A 13968-nucleotide genomic window follows, 5' to 3' on the forward strand; every position below is an offset into this window, starting at 1 on the left:
ATGCGTTCACTGCTCCCTCTTAGCATGGTTTTATTAAGTGCATCAGCCATGGCCGATACCACAACGGGTGAACATGGTTGGATTGACCAGCTGCTGGCCGAACTCGGTGCCAGCGAAACCGTCGACACATCAAAGCTGATCGACTGGGGGGTATTGCCCGGGCCGTTCGTCAATCCCGAGCAAGGATTCGGGATTGGCGTGGCAGCCATTGGCCTCTATACCCCGACCGGCTGGCAACAAGACGATCCGCTATCGACACTCAAGTTGACTTCTTACGCCTCAACATCCGGCTCGTTTGGCCTCGGGGTTGAAAACCGCACCTACCTTGCCGGTGACAGCTTGCGCCTGCTTGCCAACGCGGGGATCAGCTTCAGCCCGAGCTACTACTGGGGGATCGGTAAGCAGGCCGCCGAAAACGAACAGGCAAAGACCGCCTACGATGCCCAGATTTTGCGCTTCGAGCCCAAACTGGCTGTTGAGATCTTCCCCAATGGCTACCTGATAGGCGGCTGGAGCTACCAGCAGCTCAGCAGTATCGATGCCGATCCGGGAGCATTTACCGAAGCCGATCAAGCTGATAGCCAAGCTAGCGGGCTACTTATCGGTCTGGAATATGACAGCCGGGATTTCGAGCCCAATCCGGCATCAGGCCATTTACTGACCCTCGAATGGATTGGTTACGACAAGACGCTGGGGAGTGATCACGACTACCAGCGACTTACCGCCAATGCCCGTACCTACTGGCAGCTGGATAGCCAATCACTGTTGGCTATCGATGCCTTCGGCCAGTTCCTCGACGGCGACATCCCATGGTATGGCTACTCGGAAATGGGAAATGCCAGTCGAATGCGTGGCTATTACGAAGGCCAGTACCGCGATCGCACTCAACTCGCCGCCCAGATCGAGTGGCGCAGGCAGCTCAGCGGCCGCCACGGCATGGTTGCCTGGGCAGGTGCAGGCAACATCGCGCCGAGCGCCAGTAAGCTATTTTCGGATAGTTGGCTACCAACTGTCGGCGTCGGCTACCGGTTCGCCTTCAAAGCCCGAGTCAATATTCGGGTTGATCTCGGCGTAGGCAAAGACAGTACCGGCTTTTATTTTCAGGTTAACGAAGCCTTCTGAGAACACGCAGGAGTTTAACGATGAAGCTATTATTCTCAGCCTTACTCGCTATTATCCTAGGCAGCTCGGCACTCCCGACCATAGCCGCACAGGCACCCACGGGGGTCCGCCCCTGCTGTGCGTTCGGTTATGATCTCAAAGCTGAACTCGGCGGCGTTGCAGTACCGTTTTTCTCGCTCAATAACGTACTGGACAGCCATACGCTTGGCCGCCATCGCTATAATGACGGCTCAGGCTCGGTCGCCCTGAATCTGGCAGGGCTGGACAAGGAAAAAAATGGGCTGATCTTCACTACGCTCGGTGGTTTTATCGATACGGCCCACGTCCGCGATACCGCAGACTACACCTACTACCTTTACCAGCTGATGCAGAAGAATTTAGGGAGTAATACCCATTATGATTTCCCGCCGGAGCTCAAGCTTCGCAGGATTCAGTGGCTGCCACACCGTGTATCGCTAACTGACGAGCAGAAACAGGCGCTGAGTCTCGACAGTGCCGCTCTTATCGCATTTCGCCTTGCTCAATGGCATGAAATCGCGCAATGGTTCGGAATGGAATCTGTCGGCGGCTTCAAGGAGTATGCCTCTGCATTCTCTTCTGAGGATCTGTACTCAAACATGCTAGGCGCTCTGCTCGCAAAACAAATTCTGGCAGATGAGCCTAAGCTGGATATAAACGGTTTCAACCATGCCATGGATAAGGCATTTACCGATGCGATCATTGCATTGGAAGGCCAACCGGCGGCAATTACAGAAGCGAAGATAAAGCACCTTGATGGGATCTGGTGGGACAGCAGTAAGCGCCTTCCCAATAAATGGGTGGTACTGTTCCGTGACTACCGTTTTGGGCTGGCACTCGCCCCCAACTATCCAACGGCCACCCACAGGCAAGACCTGCCATCGACAGTCAACGGACTGGCAATTGAGCAGTGGGTCAGGCTGGAGCTGCATCCAGACCAGCACGAGCAGGATTTCGCAGCACTGCCCGCCTCCCTGAATGACAAACCATACTGGACGGCGAGTGATTTCCAGCCCATTGCCAATTACGCCCAGCAGCAAGACGGCAAAGAGCTCAGAGCCCGCCACCTCGACGGACTACTGCCCAAGCACTCACTCAGCGAGCAGCGTCAATAGCACCGCATAGATGTAAAGAACGGGGATGTAAAGAGCGGGCATTCTCGACATTCACGCAAAAAAATACCGCCGGCGGTCTCCCTCGGCGGTATCCTATTTTTCGCTGCACCCGATAACCCGGGATTATAACTGCTTCAGATTCTTTTCAGCCTGCTTGGCGCTAGTCGAACCAGGGTACGCTTTAATCACGTCCTGAAAATACTTCTTGGCCTCGTCCGCTTTCTTGCTACGCTGGGCGATAACGCCCAACTTCAACAAAGCATCAGCACGCTTGTTTGAATCGGCAAAGCTTGCCACTGCCGTGAACTGCTCTGCCGCCTCAGGTAACTGATTCTGGGTAAAATAGAGCTGACCAAGCCAGTAATGGGCATTGGGCCTATAGACCGATTTAGGGTAGGTTTTCAAAAAACCATTGAAAGCAGAGATTGCGCCGCTATAGTCCTTCTCTTTTAGGATCAGGTTAACGGCATTCTCGTAGGCTTCGTTCTCGCTGACATTGCCGCTATAGGCTTCTGTCGGCTCTGTACTGCCCTCGCTGGTTGCGGCGGTTTCTGCCGCGGCTTTAGGCTGACGGCTCAATGCATCTACTTCGCGGTACAGCTCGCGCTGCCGCTCCAGCATTTGGCCCAAATCATAAGAATTTTTCTCTACGATGCCTCGTAGCTCGTCCATCTCGGTTGCCAGCTGATCCAGTTGCCGCTGCATATCCAATTGCAACTGGTTGCGTGCCTCAATCATCCTTTCCAGACGTTCCAGGCTAACGCCCTGCGCACTGTTACCACCCAGTTCAGTAACAGGAGCAGGTGCGGCGACCACCTGGGTCGCCGCACCAACCAGCAACGTTAATGCGAGTTTTCGCATTGTGTTACTGTTCATAATGTTTACCTATTGTATTAGTAAACAAGAACCGAACGACGGTTCTTTGCGTAGTCAGCATCAGTGTGGCCAAGCACTAGAGGCTTTTCCTCACCGTAGCTAACGATTGAGATTTGGCTTGCAGATACGCCAAGTGCCTGTAGGTACTTAGCTACCGCGTTTGCACGACGCTCACCCAGTGCAATGTTGTACTCAGGTGTGCCGCGCTCGTCAGCGTGACCTTCAACGATCACCTTCACGTCAGCATTGTCACGTAGGTACTCTGCGTGAGCAGTCAGCATATCCTGGTAATCAGGCTGGATTTCTGCATTGTCAAACATGAAGTATACGGTCTGCTGCTGGCGAAGCTGCTGGTTACGCAGCTCTTGCTCAGTCAGTGCAGGTGTTGCTGGCTCAACAGGAGTCACAACCGTAGTTTGCTCAGTTTGTGTGCCCGTGTTGGTTGTTTCAGACGCCGCTGAGCTATCAGTGCTGTCTGTCGAACTACATGCCGCAAGAGTGAACATTGGCAGCGCAATTGCCAGTCCCTTCAAAACTTTGTTCAGTTGCATTTCATTTTCCTTATTTTATTTCTAAGTGCGACTCACGTTAGAGGAATGGTCCCCAGGAAGGAGCCCGAACTCGCCCGTTCGTTGCGGGTAATCGTGCTTTAAAGCGCCCGTCAATGGACACCAATGACAACTCATTAGATTTATTATTCACTGAGCTGTAAATCACCATGCTGCCATTTGGAGCAATGCTTGGAGATTCATCCAAGAATGTCTTGGTCAATATTTGCACTGCACCTGTTTCTAGATCCTGCTTAGCAATGTTGTAGCCACTATCTGACTTATTCACCATTACCAAGAACCGACCATCAGGTGTCAATTGGCCGCCCAGGTTCTGACTACCTTGCCAAGTCAATCGCTTGGTTGAGCCGTCAGCTAAATTTACTCGATATATCTGAGGTTTACCACCTCTGTCTGACGTGAAGATCAGGGAGTCTCCTTTCGGATCCCAAAATGCTTCAGTATTGTTTGAGCGGCCTCGGGTCACTTGGGTAAGCTTCTTGGTTGCCAGATCCATCACGTAAACCTGCAGGCTACCGCTTTTCGACAATACCATCGCCAACTTCTTGCCATCTGGCGAGAAGCGAGGGTTACCATTGTGACGCGGATACGAAGCCACCATCTCACGGGTGCCTTTGTAAATATCCATGATAAAGATCTGGGCCTGCTTATTCTCGAAGCTCACATAGGCCAGCTTGCTGCCATCCGGCGACCACGATGGAGACATCAATGGCTGTTGCGACTTCAGTACTAACTGCTCATTAAAACCATCATAATCAGCAATACGCAACTGGTACGGGTACTTCGCCTTGTCGTCAATCACCACATAGGCGATTCGGGTCAAAAAGGCCCCTCGCTCCCCGGTCAGCTTCTCGTATACCAAATCGGCAATACGGTGACCGTTCTGACGAAGACGTCTTCCTTCGGCGACAGTACGATTGGTGAATAGAACGTGGTCTTTTGTCAGCACCAACTCGCCATTTTGCAGCCCCTTGCTCTGACCGCTGGTCAACTGACCGCGAACAACATCAATCAGCTGATAAATAATTTCATAGTTACCATCTGGGGTCTGAGTGATCTTCCCCGTCACCAAGGCATCAACCCCCATTGATGTCCAGGCGTTGTAATCCACCTGCTCATCGCTGTATGGCGTCTGCGGCATCTTACTGATCTCCACAGGCGAAAACTTACCGCTGCGGCGCAAATCCGAGGCAACTACCGCCGCTATATCTGCAGGCAACTCGCCCGGCCCTTCCCATTGGAAAGGCACCACACCGATAGGACGTGCCGAGTCGATACCCTCTGTAATAACCAACTCCAATTCGGCCCGTGCCAACTGGCTAAAGCCCAGTAGTACGACACACAAACCCACTAACCAACGCTTCATGCTTTCTCCTTTCACTGTGGGATCACCGTCAGACGAATGTCACGCAGCCGCTCAACCACAGCCGGATCTTCCGGCATCGGGAACTGGCTCACCTTAACGACCGCCGCTTTGGCCGCCCGGCACACGTTGCGGTCACCACCGGCCTCTGAAGCATCCAGCACTAAGCCGTTGCTAGAAAGACGCATGCGGATCACGCACTCTTTACCGACAAAACTTTGTTCAATCAGCAGATTCTGCTGAATCATCTGAGTATAGATAGCACCATAACGCTGGGTCTCATCATCCACGAACTGACCGCGGACACCGCCGCGCTGCTCCGTTTCAGCTTCCAACCCAGCAAACATGTCATTAAGTGCCGCTTCTTGCTGACGCTGCTGCTCACGCGCTTCGGCAGCCTTACGCTCTGCTTCTTTGCGCGCAGCCTCGGCTTTGCGAGCCTCTTCCTCAGCTTTCTTCTTCGCAGCAATCTTGGCCTGACGCTCTTCCTCAGCGCGCTTGGCTTCAGCCTCCGCCTTGCGTTTGGCTTCTTCTGCCTGACGCTTGGCTTCTTCGGCCTTGCGCTGCTCGGCAACTTGACGCTGTCGCTCTGCCTCTGCCTTACGCGCCGCTTCCTGCTTCAACTTACGCTCTGCCTCGGCTTTCGCCGCCTGCTCGCGCGCTACCTTGGCAGCCTCATCAGCCTTGCGCTTTTCCTCCGCAGCCTTGGCTCGCTCTGCCGCGACCCGCTTACGCTCGACTTCCGCCTCACGCGCTGCCTTTTCGGCTTTTAGCTTCTCGGACTTGAGCTCGCGCAACCGCCGCTCTTCAGCCTGACGTTCTTTCTCCAGAGCCTGAGTTTGCTGCTCAAGACGGCGCAAACGATCTTGCTCGGCTTTCTTGGCAGCTTCACGCTGTTGGCGGATCTGCTTTGCCTGCTGGTTCACCAGAGCCGGATCAACCACCACCGCTTTGATGGTATTGCCCGCGGTCTTGGGCTTATCCATAGAAAAATCCGCGCCCCACAGCAATGCCGCTATAAGCAAACCATGCAGCAGCAACGAGATAATGACGGCAACAGTATAGTCATTCTGTTTCATTCAGCGCCCGCCGTTCAGTTTTCCAAAGGCTCAGTCATCAACCCCACCGAGCCAACACCGGCCTGATTGAGCGCATCCAGAGTCTCGATAATATAGGCATAGCGCGCCGAACGATCCCCACCTACCAGCACGGCCGATTGTGGATTGAGCTCGATTTCAGCGCGAACACGGGTCAACAACTCGTTCAGCGTCAAGCCGCGCACCATGTCCTTATTGTCGACACTCAGCCCCAGCTCGCCGTCCTTCGACACCTCGACAATGATCGGGGCGCTAGGATTGTTATCGCCGCTCAGCTCAGCCGCCGTTTTGGCCGAAACCGTCCCCGGCAAGTCAACATCCACCCCCTGGGTCACGAAAGGTGCCGTTACCATAAAGATAATCAATAGCACTAGCATGACGTCGATATATGGTACGACATTGATTTCCGCGGTTAGTTTGCGTTTCTTCGGTTGATAGGCCATGCCTTACTCCTGATTAGCCGCAAACGCCTGACGGTGCAAGATGCTGGAAAACTCTTCCATAAATGTCGCGTAGTTATGCTCTAGCTTGGCAACCTGGTTGGTCAGCTTGTTGTAGAACATAACCGCTGGGATCGCCGCGAACAGGCCCATCGCCGTAGCCACCAGAGCCTCGGCAATACCCGGGGCAACCATTGCCAGCGTCGCCTGCTTCACCGCACCCAGTGCGATAAATGCGTGCATGATGCCCCATACCGTACCGAACAGACCGATGTACGGCGTAATCGAGCCAACGGTTGCGAGAAACGGAAGGCTCGTTTCCAGCTCTTCAACTTCGCGAGAGAGGGCCACGCGCATGGCACGGCTTGTCCCGTCCATCACCGCTTCCGGCGCCTTGCCGTTGCTGCGATGCAAACGGGCAAACTCACCGAAACCCGCATAGAAGATTTGCTCAGTACCGGTCAGGCTATCTTTGCGGGCTTGCACTTCCTGATACAGCTGAGACAAATCGATCCCCGACCAGAAACGATCCTCGAACCGTTCCGCTTTCCCCTTGGCGTAAGCCAGTACTTGCGAACGCTTGAAAATCATCGCCCACGACATCACTGACATACCGAGCAGGATGAGCATTACGATCTTTACCAGCAGGCTGGCCTGTAGAAAAAGATCTAAAATCGATAGTTCAGCTGTCACTTAGTTATCTCCGACAAAATGTTCTCTGGGATCTTAATGGGTTTGAGTGTATCAGGGTGTACACAGGCTACCTGAACCTCGGCTTTACACAATATTTGACCGGTAGTGTTTACTAAAACCTGACAAAATTCGATAGAAGCCCGACGCACAGTCATCGGCCAAGTACGTACCGTCAGCTGATCATCAAGCTGGGCACCTTTGAGAAAGTCGATATCCATATGGCGCACCACAAAGCTGACTTTCTCTGCAAATAAATCGCTAAGACTGACACCGGCGTGCCGGAAGAGTTCCGTGCGAGCCCGTTCAAAAAATTTAAGGTAATTGGCATGGTAAACGATACCACCCAAGTCCGTGTCTTCGTAATAGACCGTAATGGGCCATTCAAAGGCGTTCTGCTCGGTCATTGCTGTTATCTCTGCAAATTAAACATAACGGCCAAGGCTGTACCTTGCCTTTCCAAAGCACATCAACAATTTACTTGATAATACTGTGGAATTTAAACCACATACTATACCCAAGTTGCCTGACAGAATGAAATCACACATCAAATTCCGCTATTCCTCAGCCCAGATTTTGATCACATTCTCATTTGCCCAGCCCTATAGATAACTCTTTGCGCAAAGAATATAAAAAAACAGCCCAGTACATAATTGCACTGGGCTGTTTCATTTGTTTCGTTTTGTTTCAGCTTTCAGAAATAGAAACCTATAACAGACGAAGCATCAGGATGTAAGCCAAAATAGGCAGCGACAGGTATGGCGTGAAAAACAGCTGCCAGTACCATCGGTGCGGGATAAACCCGACACCGAATACCATCGCGGCACAAGTGGCCCAAATCATCGCGGGCGAAATTATCGGTCCGAATCCGCCAATCGACTGGGCAAAGAGCGTTGGTTCCCATACCACCAGACATGCAGTGACCAGTGACATCACCAGCCCCAGCACTCGCAGCAGACCGAAGTCTAGCCACTGGTGGATACGCTTCACCCAGTGATTGATATTACTCACCGTCTTTAGCATCCATGTTCTCTGTCGCTTCTAGCCACAGAGCATTGATGATACCGAACGAGCAAGCCAGCAGCACACCCAGAATCCAAGCGAAATACCACATAGTCTGTCTCCTTAGTACAGTGAGTTCTTGTTGTCTTCGATAAATTTAGTATCAAGACGGCCAAACATCTTGTAGTAACACCATGTGGTGTACATCAGGATAATAGGCACCATCACGGCCGCAACAACCGTCATGATCTGCAACGTCAGCTCAGACGATGTAGAATCCCACATGGTCAAACTGTGGTTTGGGGTTTCGCTTGAAGGCATGATGAACGGGAACAAAGAGAAACCGAACGTCAGGATAACACCCGCCATTGTCAGGCTCGAGCTGATGAACGCCAATGCGCCACACTTCGCGCGAGAAGCCATTGCGGTTAGCAGCGGCATAATCACAGCCAGTGCCGGAGCAATCCACATTAGCGGGTACTCATTAAAGTTATTGAACAGAGCACCAGACTTACGCAACACTTCTTTGCCCAACGGGTTAGATGGTGCGTTGTGCAACAACTCAGAGGTAATCACATAGCCCTCTAGGCCTTTAGCCCAGAAACCAGCGATGGCAAAACACGCAGCCGTACCTAGCGCTGTGATCACAGCAACATTGCGTGAACGCTCCAGGACTGCATCGGTTGTTTTCATCTGCAGGTATGCCGCACCTTGGGTAACAATCATCAGCAAGCTCACCACACCACACAGCAGTGCAAATGGGTTAAGCAAACCAAAGAACGTGCCCTTATAGGTAGGAACCATCAAATCACTCAGTACAAACGGTACGCCCTGTAGCAAGTTACCGAATGCAACACCGAAGATCACTGGCGGTACAAAGCTACCGATGAAAATAGCGTTGTCCCATAGTGCGCGCCATTTTGGTTCTTCGATCTTCGAACGGTAATCGAAGCCAAGTGGACGCAGCCAAAGTGCCGCCAGTGTTACGATCATCGCTAGGTAGAAACCTGAAAACGACGTTGCGTACACTAGAGGCCACGCAGCAAACAAGGCACCACCTGCGGTGATAAGCCATACTTGGTTACCGTCCCAGTGCGGGGCGATAGAGTTGATCATGACACGGCGCTCGTTATCTGTCTTGCCAATCACTTTTGACAACACACCCACACCCATGTCGAAACCATCAGTGATTGCGAAACCGATGCACAATACACCGATCAGCACCCACCAGATAAATCGCAAACCTTCGTAATCAAACATTGCTCTTCTCCCTGCTTATGCTTCTACCTGACGCGATACCACGTTCTGTGGTGCATCGGTGGTTTCAAAGTGATAGCGGCCAGTTTTCAGGCTGCTAGGACCCAGACGAGCAAACTTGATCATCAAGTACATTTCGGCAATCAGGAACGCTGTGTATAGTGCGATAATTGCCAGCATAGATGTAATGATTTCTGATGCTGCAAGATTAGATGCTGCCATTGATACCGGCAGGATCTCACCTACCGCCCACGGCTGACGACCGTACTCGGCAACAAACCAACCTGCTTCGATCGCAATCCAAGGTAGTGGAATACCGTAAAGTGCAGCTTTCAGTACCCAAGGCTTATCAGTGATCTTGTGACGGCAAGACTGAACGAATGCCGCACCAATGATACCTAGCATCAGGAAGCCACAGCCAACCATGATACGGAAGCTCCAGAATAGCGGCCATACGGTAGGGATTGAGTCGTCGGCAGCTTTAGCAATGTCTTCTTCGCTCGCATCCACAACTTTGTCTGTGTAAGGCTTAAGAAGCAGACCGTAGCCCAGATCGTGCTTAACCGCATCGAATGCAGCAATGTTCTCTGCACTCTTGTCACCGGCACGCAGTTTCTCAAGCAAGCCGTAAGCGATCATACCGTTACGAATACGCTCTGCGTGCTCAACTTTAAGATCACGTAGACCCGTTACCTGAGTATCAAGCGAGCGCGTCGCGATAATACCCATCAGATAAGGGATCTTAATCGCGTACTCTGTTTCCATCTTTTCTTGGCTAGGGAAACCGACAACCGTAAAGGCAGCAGGTGCTTCCTCGGTATGCCATTCAGCTTCGATAGCCGCAAGCTTGGTCTTCTGAACGTCACCTAGCTCGTAGCCTGATTCATCACCAAGGATGATTACAGAGATGATTGATGCCATACCGAAAGCAGCGGCAATAGCAAACGAACGGCGAGCAAACGGAATGTCACGGCCTTTCAGCATGTAGTAAGAGCTGATGCCCAGAATGAACATCGCGCCGGTTACGTAACCAGATGCCACAGTGTGAACGAATTTCACCTGTGCTACCGGGTTAAGTACCACTTCGGCGAAGCTCACCATTTCCATACGCATGGTTTCGAAGTTGAACTCAGCACCTACAGGGTTCTGCATCCAACCATTCGCAACCAGAATCCACAACGCCGAAAAGTTTGAGCCAAGGGCAACCAACCAAGTGACAGCAAGGTGCTGACGCTTAGATAGGCGATCCCAGCCAAAAAAGAACATACCGACAAGCGTAGATTCAAGGAAGAAGGCAATCAGTGCCTCGATCGCCAATGGCGCACCGAAGATATCACCTACATAGTGGGAGTAGTACGCCCAGTTTGTACCAAACTGGAACTCCATGGTTAGGCCCGTGGCGACACCTAGGGCAAAGTTGATGGCGAAAAGCTTACCCCAGAACTTTGTCATGTCCTTGTAGATTTGCTTTCCGGTCATTACGTATACCGACTCCATAATGGCAAGCAGGAATGCCATACCAAGAGTCAGAGGGACGAACAAAAAGTGATACATCGCTGTTAATGCGAACTGTAACCGCGATAGTTCGACAATATCAAACATTAAGAACTCCTTTTTCGCCAGGCTGACTGACGACAGTACTTCACAGTGTACCGGTGGTTGGGCTTAGCACATGTAGCCAAACATTAACGCAAGCTTGTCACCTTCCTGGCTGCCATTAGATAAATAACGGCATCCTTGATTTGTTGCTTTTATGTGCCAAATTAGTTAATTTATTGTTAAGCCACAGCTAATAAAGTCATTGCTAATATTACTGATAATCGTCCCTGCGCTCAATGGATTTATCGCACAATTTGCTTTGATAAATATCAAGAAAGATTGCTCAATTTTTCATCGCGAGCCCTTTAATTGATCTGGATCATCAGATTTCACCGCTAACGGGCACATTGGTAAACTTTTAAAACTAGATATTTATCACATCGCTCAGTTCACCATTCAAGCTACTTCACATTCTTTTTTAATCCGTCATATTGCGTACAATTTGAAATAGAAAAAAGCGCACCTGAACTGCTTGACATGTTAAGCAACCCGCCTTGAATTCACCTTCTATACTGATAATTCAATAGCTACGAAGCGTATCCTTGGTAAATAATGATTAGATAAACTAATCCGAAAAATAAATTATTATCGCTTTTGAGTTTTCCGTAAATATCTATAATCAGCATCAGAAACAGAGAAGACCTCCCAGAGAGTAAAAGACGTCTTTTTGGCGGGTTGTAGATTGTTTCCCCATCTGTTTAAAGATAAGAATGAGGAAGTGGATATGGCTCGTATTTTTCAAAAGATCATTAACTTGTACCAACCTAGCTTTGCTGAAATGTTCAAAAGCCAGTGCTAAAAAGCGTACACAAAGCATCCGTTTGCATGTTTCACTAGGTTTTATTCAATACAGATAAGCGCCCACCGATGGCGTCATTGTCATAAAGATGTAAACACATAACGGATGTTCCAGCCCCAAAATGGGCTAATTTGGACTAAAGATCAAAAAAAGCGAGGCCACTAGCCTCGCTTTTTTACATTTAAACAACACGAAATGACAGCCGGTTTGCCAGAAACAAAAACGAAGCCCTAAGCCCCGTTTTTCGTCATTCGCTACACGTTAGCCCCTTATTCTGGTGCATCAAGCCCAAAATGCAGGTAAGCACGATGGGTGGCAATACGGCCACGCGGGGTGCGTTGCAGGTAGCCTTGCTGAATTAGGTACGGTTCGAGCACATCCTCAATAGTATCGCGCTCCTCGCCGATTGCCGCAGCCAAGTTGTCGATACCCACAGGCCCACCCATAAACTTGTCGATAATTGCCATCAGCAATTTGCGATCCATATAGTCAAAGCCACTGCTATCAACATCAAGCATATCCAGAGCCTGACCCGCAATGTCTGGGCAGATATGGCCATTGCCTTTTACCTCGGCAAAATCACGCACCCGGCGCAACAGCCGGTTGGCAATACGCGGCGTACCGCGTGAACGCATCGCCACTTCCATTGCCCCCTGCTTGTCCATCGACAAACCAAGACAGTCAGCGCTGCGCTGGACGATCCCGCACAGATCATCCACCTTGTAGTATTCCAACCGCTGGGTGATCCCGAAACGGTCGCGCAGCGGTGAGGTCAGGGATCCGGCTCGGGTTGTCGCGCCAATCAGGGTAAATGGCGGCAAATCGATTTTAATCGAACGGGCTGCGGGCCCTTCGCCAATCATGATATCGAGCTGGTAGTCTTCCATCGCCGGATACAGCACCTCTTCCACCTGTGGGCTGAGGCGATGGATTTCATCGATGAACAACACATCGTTTTCTTCGAGATTGGTCAACAAGGCGGCCAAATCACCGGCTTTTTCCAATACCGGACCCGATGTGGTGCGAATATTCACACCCATTTCATTAGCAACGATATTGGCCAATGTGGTTTTACCCAAGCCAGGAGGGCCAAAGATCAACAAATGATCCAGCGCTTCATCGCGCAACTTGGCCGCCTGAATGAAGATCTCCATCTGGCTACGGACATGGTCCTGCCCCTTGTAGTCTTCAAGCAGCTTCGGGCGGATCGCGCGGTCGATAACATCTTCCTCACGGCTCGGCACATAATCACTGGAGATCAGACGATCGGCTTCAATCATGGTTGGCTACCTTATACCATCGAACGCAGGGCATCGCGGATGATCATCTCGCTGGTCATTTCCGGCTGGGCAACCTGAGCAACCACCTTCGTGGCCTGCTGCGGTTTATAGCCCAAAGCAATCAGCGCACTGACCGCTTCATCTTCGGCGCGAGCCTGTGACATGGTGTCCTGAACCGGTGCATTCGATGCGGCCGTATCCAGCGCAGGCGTAAACAGATCCCCTTCGCCCCAGCCTTTAAGACGATCTTTCATCTCTACGACCAAACGCTCAGCGGTTTTCTTGCCGACACCCGGTATTTTAACCAAGGTAGTGATATCTTCATGCTCGACACTGAGGACAAACTGACTGGCCGTCATCGCTGATAAAATAGCCAGACCCAGCTTAGGACCGACACCATTGGCCTTGATCACCTCGCGGAACAGATCCCGCTCGCTTTTTTTGTTGAAACCGTACAATAACTGGGCATCTTCACGTACCACAAAATGGGTCGCAATCACCGCCTCCTGGCCAACTTCCGGCAGCTCATAGAAACAGCTCATCGGCATCTGGACTTCATAGCCAATCCCCGCCACCTCAAGCAATACTTCAGGCGGTTGTTTTTCAATGATAATTCCACGCAGTCGGCCAATCACAGCAAGATCTCTTCCAGTCATTTACAAAAAGTGGAACTAGGATAGTAAAGGACTGGATGTATATCCAGCTTTTTTTCACGGTTTGGCGACGGCCAAAAACAAAAAA

The 13968-nt window shown here is 51.2% G+C and carries 15 protein-coding genes; 2 read left to right on the plus strand and 13 right to left on the minus strand.

All coding sequences use genetic code 11. The annotated features are described in order from the left end of the window. Positions 1-1122 carry a BamA/TamA family outer membrane protein gene (locus ABT56_RS02565; RefSeq protein WP_053062363.1) on the plus strand — a complete coding sequence of 374 codons (1122 nt, stop codon included), beginning with the start codon at positions 1-3 and terminating at the stop codon, positions 1120-1122. Between the two features lie 20 nt (positions 1123-1142). Further along, complete coding sequence (locus tag ABT56_RS02570; protein WP_047877259.1) at positions 1143-2255, plus strand: DUF4056 domain-containing protein; 1113 nt, start codon at positions 1143-1145, stop codon at positions 2253-2255. A gap of 123 nt (positions 2256-2378) precedes the next feature. Here the strand turns inward: ABT56_RS02570 and ybgF are convergent, their stop codons facing one another. The 13 genes from ybgF to ruvA form a co-directional block, all read right to left on the minus strand. Beyond that, on the minus strand, positions 2379-3131 hold the full coding sequence (gene ybgF, locus ABT56_RS02575) for a tol-pal system protein YbgF (RefSeq protein WP_047877260.1): 753 nt from the start codon (positions 3129-3131) through the stop codon (positions 2379-2381). Positions 3132-3148: 17 nt separating this feature from the next. Then, entirely contained in the window at positions 3149-3682 is a 534-nt protein-coding gene (pal, locus tag ABT56_RS02580; RefSeq protein WP_047877261.1) for a peptidoglycan-associated lipoprotein Pal, read from the minus strand. Positions 3683-3719: 37 nt separating this feature from the next. Beyond that, positions 3720-5066, minus strand: a complete 1347-nt coding sequence (tolB, locus tag ABT56_RS02585; protein WP_047877262.1) for a Tol-Pal system beta propeller repeat protein TolB — start codon at positions 5064-5066, stop codon at positions 3720-3722. 11 nt (positions 5067-5077) lie between these two features. Next, complete coding sequence (gene tolA / locus ABT56_RS02590; protein ID WP_047877263.1) at positions 5078-6142, minus strand: cell envelope integrity protein TolA; 1065 nt, start codon at positions 6140-6142, stop codon at positions 5078-5080. 14 nt (positions 6143-6156) lie between these two features. Next, on the minus strand, positions 6157-6603 hold the full coding sequence (gene tolR, locus ABT56_RS02595) for a protein TolR (RefSeq protein ID WP_047877264.1): 447 nt from the start codon (positions 6601-6603) through the stop codon (positions 6157-6159). A 3-nt stretch (positions 6604-6606) separates the two neighbouring features. Further along, positions 6607-7293 (minus strand): protein TolQ, encoded by a 687-nt coding sequence (gene tolQ / locus ABT56_RS02600; RefSeq protein ID WP_047877265.1) that lies wholly within the window; start codon positions 7291-7293, stop codon positions 6607-6609. Beyond that, the gene (gene ybgC, locus ABT56_RS02605; protein ID WP_047877266.1) at positions 7290-7697 is read right to left on the minus strand and encodes a tol-pal system-associated acyl-CoA thioesterase; all 408 of its coding nucleotides are present in this window, start codon (positions 7695-7697) and stop codon (positions 7290-7292) included. The genes tolQ and ybgC overlap by 4 nt, the downstream gene beginning before the upstream one ends. Before the next feature lie 301 nt (positions 7698-7998). After that, positions 7999-8301, minus strand: coding sequence for a cyd operon protein YbgE (gene ybgE, locus ABT56_RS02610; protein ID WP_047877267.1), 303 nt, complete (start codon positions 8299-8301; stop codon positions 7999-8001). Further along, complete coding sequence (gene cydX / locus ABT56_RS23495) at positions 8294-8404, minus strand: cytochrome bd-I oxidase subunit CydX (protein ID WP_047877268.1); 111 nt, start codon at positions 8402-8404, stop codon at positions 8294-8296. Before cydX ends, ybgE begins: the two co-directional genes overlap by 8 nt. Positions 8405-8415: 11 nt before the next feature. Beyond that, positions 8416-9552, minus strand: coding sequence for a cytochrome d ubiquinol oxidase subunit II (gene cydB, locus ABT56_RS02620; protein WP_047877269.1), 1137 nt, complete (start codon positions 9550-9552; stop codon positions 8416-8418). Between the two features lie 15 nt (positions 9553-9567). After that, a complete protein-coding gene (gene cydA, locus ABT56_RS02625; RefSeq protein ID WP_047877270.1) occupies positions 9568-11151 on the minus strand; it encodes a cytochrome ubiquinol oxidase subunit I in 1584 nt (527 codons plus the stop codon). A 1065-nt stretch (positions 11152-12216) separates the two neighbouring features. Further along, positions 12217-13227, minus strand: coding sequence for a Holliday junction branch migration DNA helicase RuvB (gene ruvB / locus ABT56_RS02630; protein ID WP_047877271.1), 1011 nt, complete (start codon positions 13225-13227; stop codon positions 12217-12219). An 11-nt stretch (positions 13228-13238) separates the two neighbouring features. Then, positions 13239-13862 (minus strand): Holliday junction branch migration protein RuvA, encoded by a 624-nt coding sequence (gene ruvA, locus ABT56_RS02635; RefSeq protein ID WP_047877272.1) that lies wholly within the window; start codon positions 13860-13862, stop codon positions 13239-13241. Positions 13863-13968: the final 106 nt, after the last annotated feature.

It is taken from the genome of Photobacterium aquae (assembly GCF_001029445.1).
In the GTDB taxonomy this organism is placed as follows: domain Bacteria; phylum Pseudomonadota; class Gammaproteobacteria; order Enterobacterales; family Vibrionaceae; genus Photobacterium; species Photobacterium aquae.

What these genes read in the sequence shown, in the direction of transcription:
- ABT56_RS02565 (WP_053062363.1), top strand. Translation starts at nt 1, where the DNA reads ATGCGTTCACTGCTCCCTCTTAGCATGGTTTTATTAAGTGCATCAGCC.
- ABT56_RS02570 (WP_047877259.1), top strand. Translation starts at nt 1,143, where the DNA reads ATGAAGCTATTATTCTCAGCCTTACTCGCTATTATCCTAGGCAGCTCG.
- ybgF (WP_047877260.1), bottom strand. Translation starts at nt 3,131, where the DNA reads ATGAACAGTAACACAATGCGAAAACTCGCATTAACGTTGCTGGTTGGT.
- pal (WP_047877261.1), bottom strand. Translation starts at nt 3,682, where the DNA reads ATGCAACTGAACAAAGTTTTGAAGGGACTGGCAATTGCGCTGCCAATG.
- tolB (WP_047877262.1), bottom strand. Translation starts at nt 5,066, where the DNA reads ATGAAGCGTTGGTTAGTGGGTTTGTGTGTCGTACTACTGGGCTTTAGC.
- tolA (WP_047877263.1), bottom strand. Translation starts at nt 6,142, where the DNA reads ATGAAACAGAATGACTATACTGTTGCCGTCATTATCTCGTTGCTGCTG.
- tolR (WP_047877264.1), bottom strand. Translation starts at nt 6,603, where the DNA reads ATGGCCTATCAACCGAAGAAACGCAAACTAACCGCGGAAATCAATGTC.
- ybgC (WP_047877266.1), bottom strand. Translation starts at nt 7,697, where the DNA reads ATGACCGAGCAGAACGCCTTTGAATGGCCCATTACGGTCTATTACGAA.
- cydX (WP_047877268.1), bottom strand. Translation starts at nt 8,404, where the DNA reads ATGTGGTATTTCGCTTGGATTCTGGGTGTGCTGCTGGCTTGCTCGTTC.
- cydB (WP_047877269.1), bottom strand. Translation starts at nt 9,552, where the DNA reads ATGTTTGATTACGAAGGTTTGCGATTTATCTGGTGGGTGCTGATCGGT.
- cydA (WP_047877270.1), bottom strand. Translation starts at nt 11,151, where the DNA reads ATGTTTGATATTGTCGAACTATCGCGGTTACAGTTCGCATTAACAGCG.
- ruvB (WP_047877271.1), bottom strand. Translation starts at nt 13,227, where the DNA reads ATGATTGAAGCCGATCGTCTGATCTCCAGTGATTATGTGCCGAGCCGT.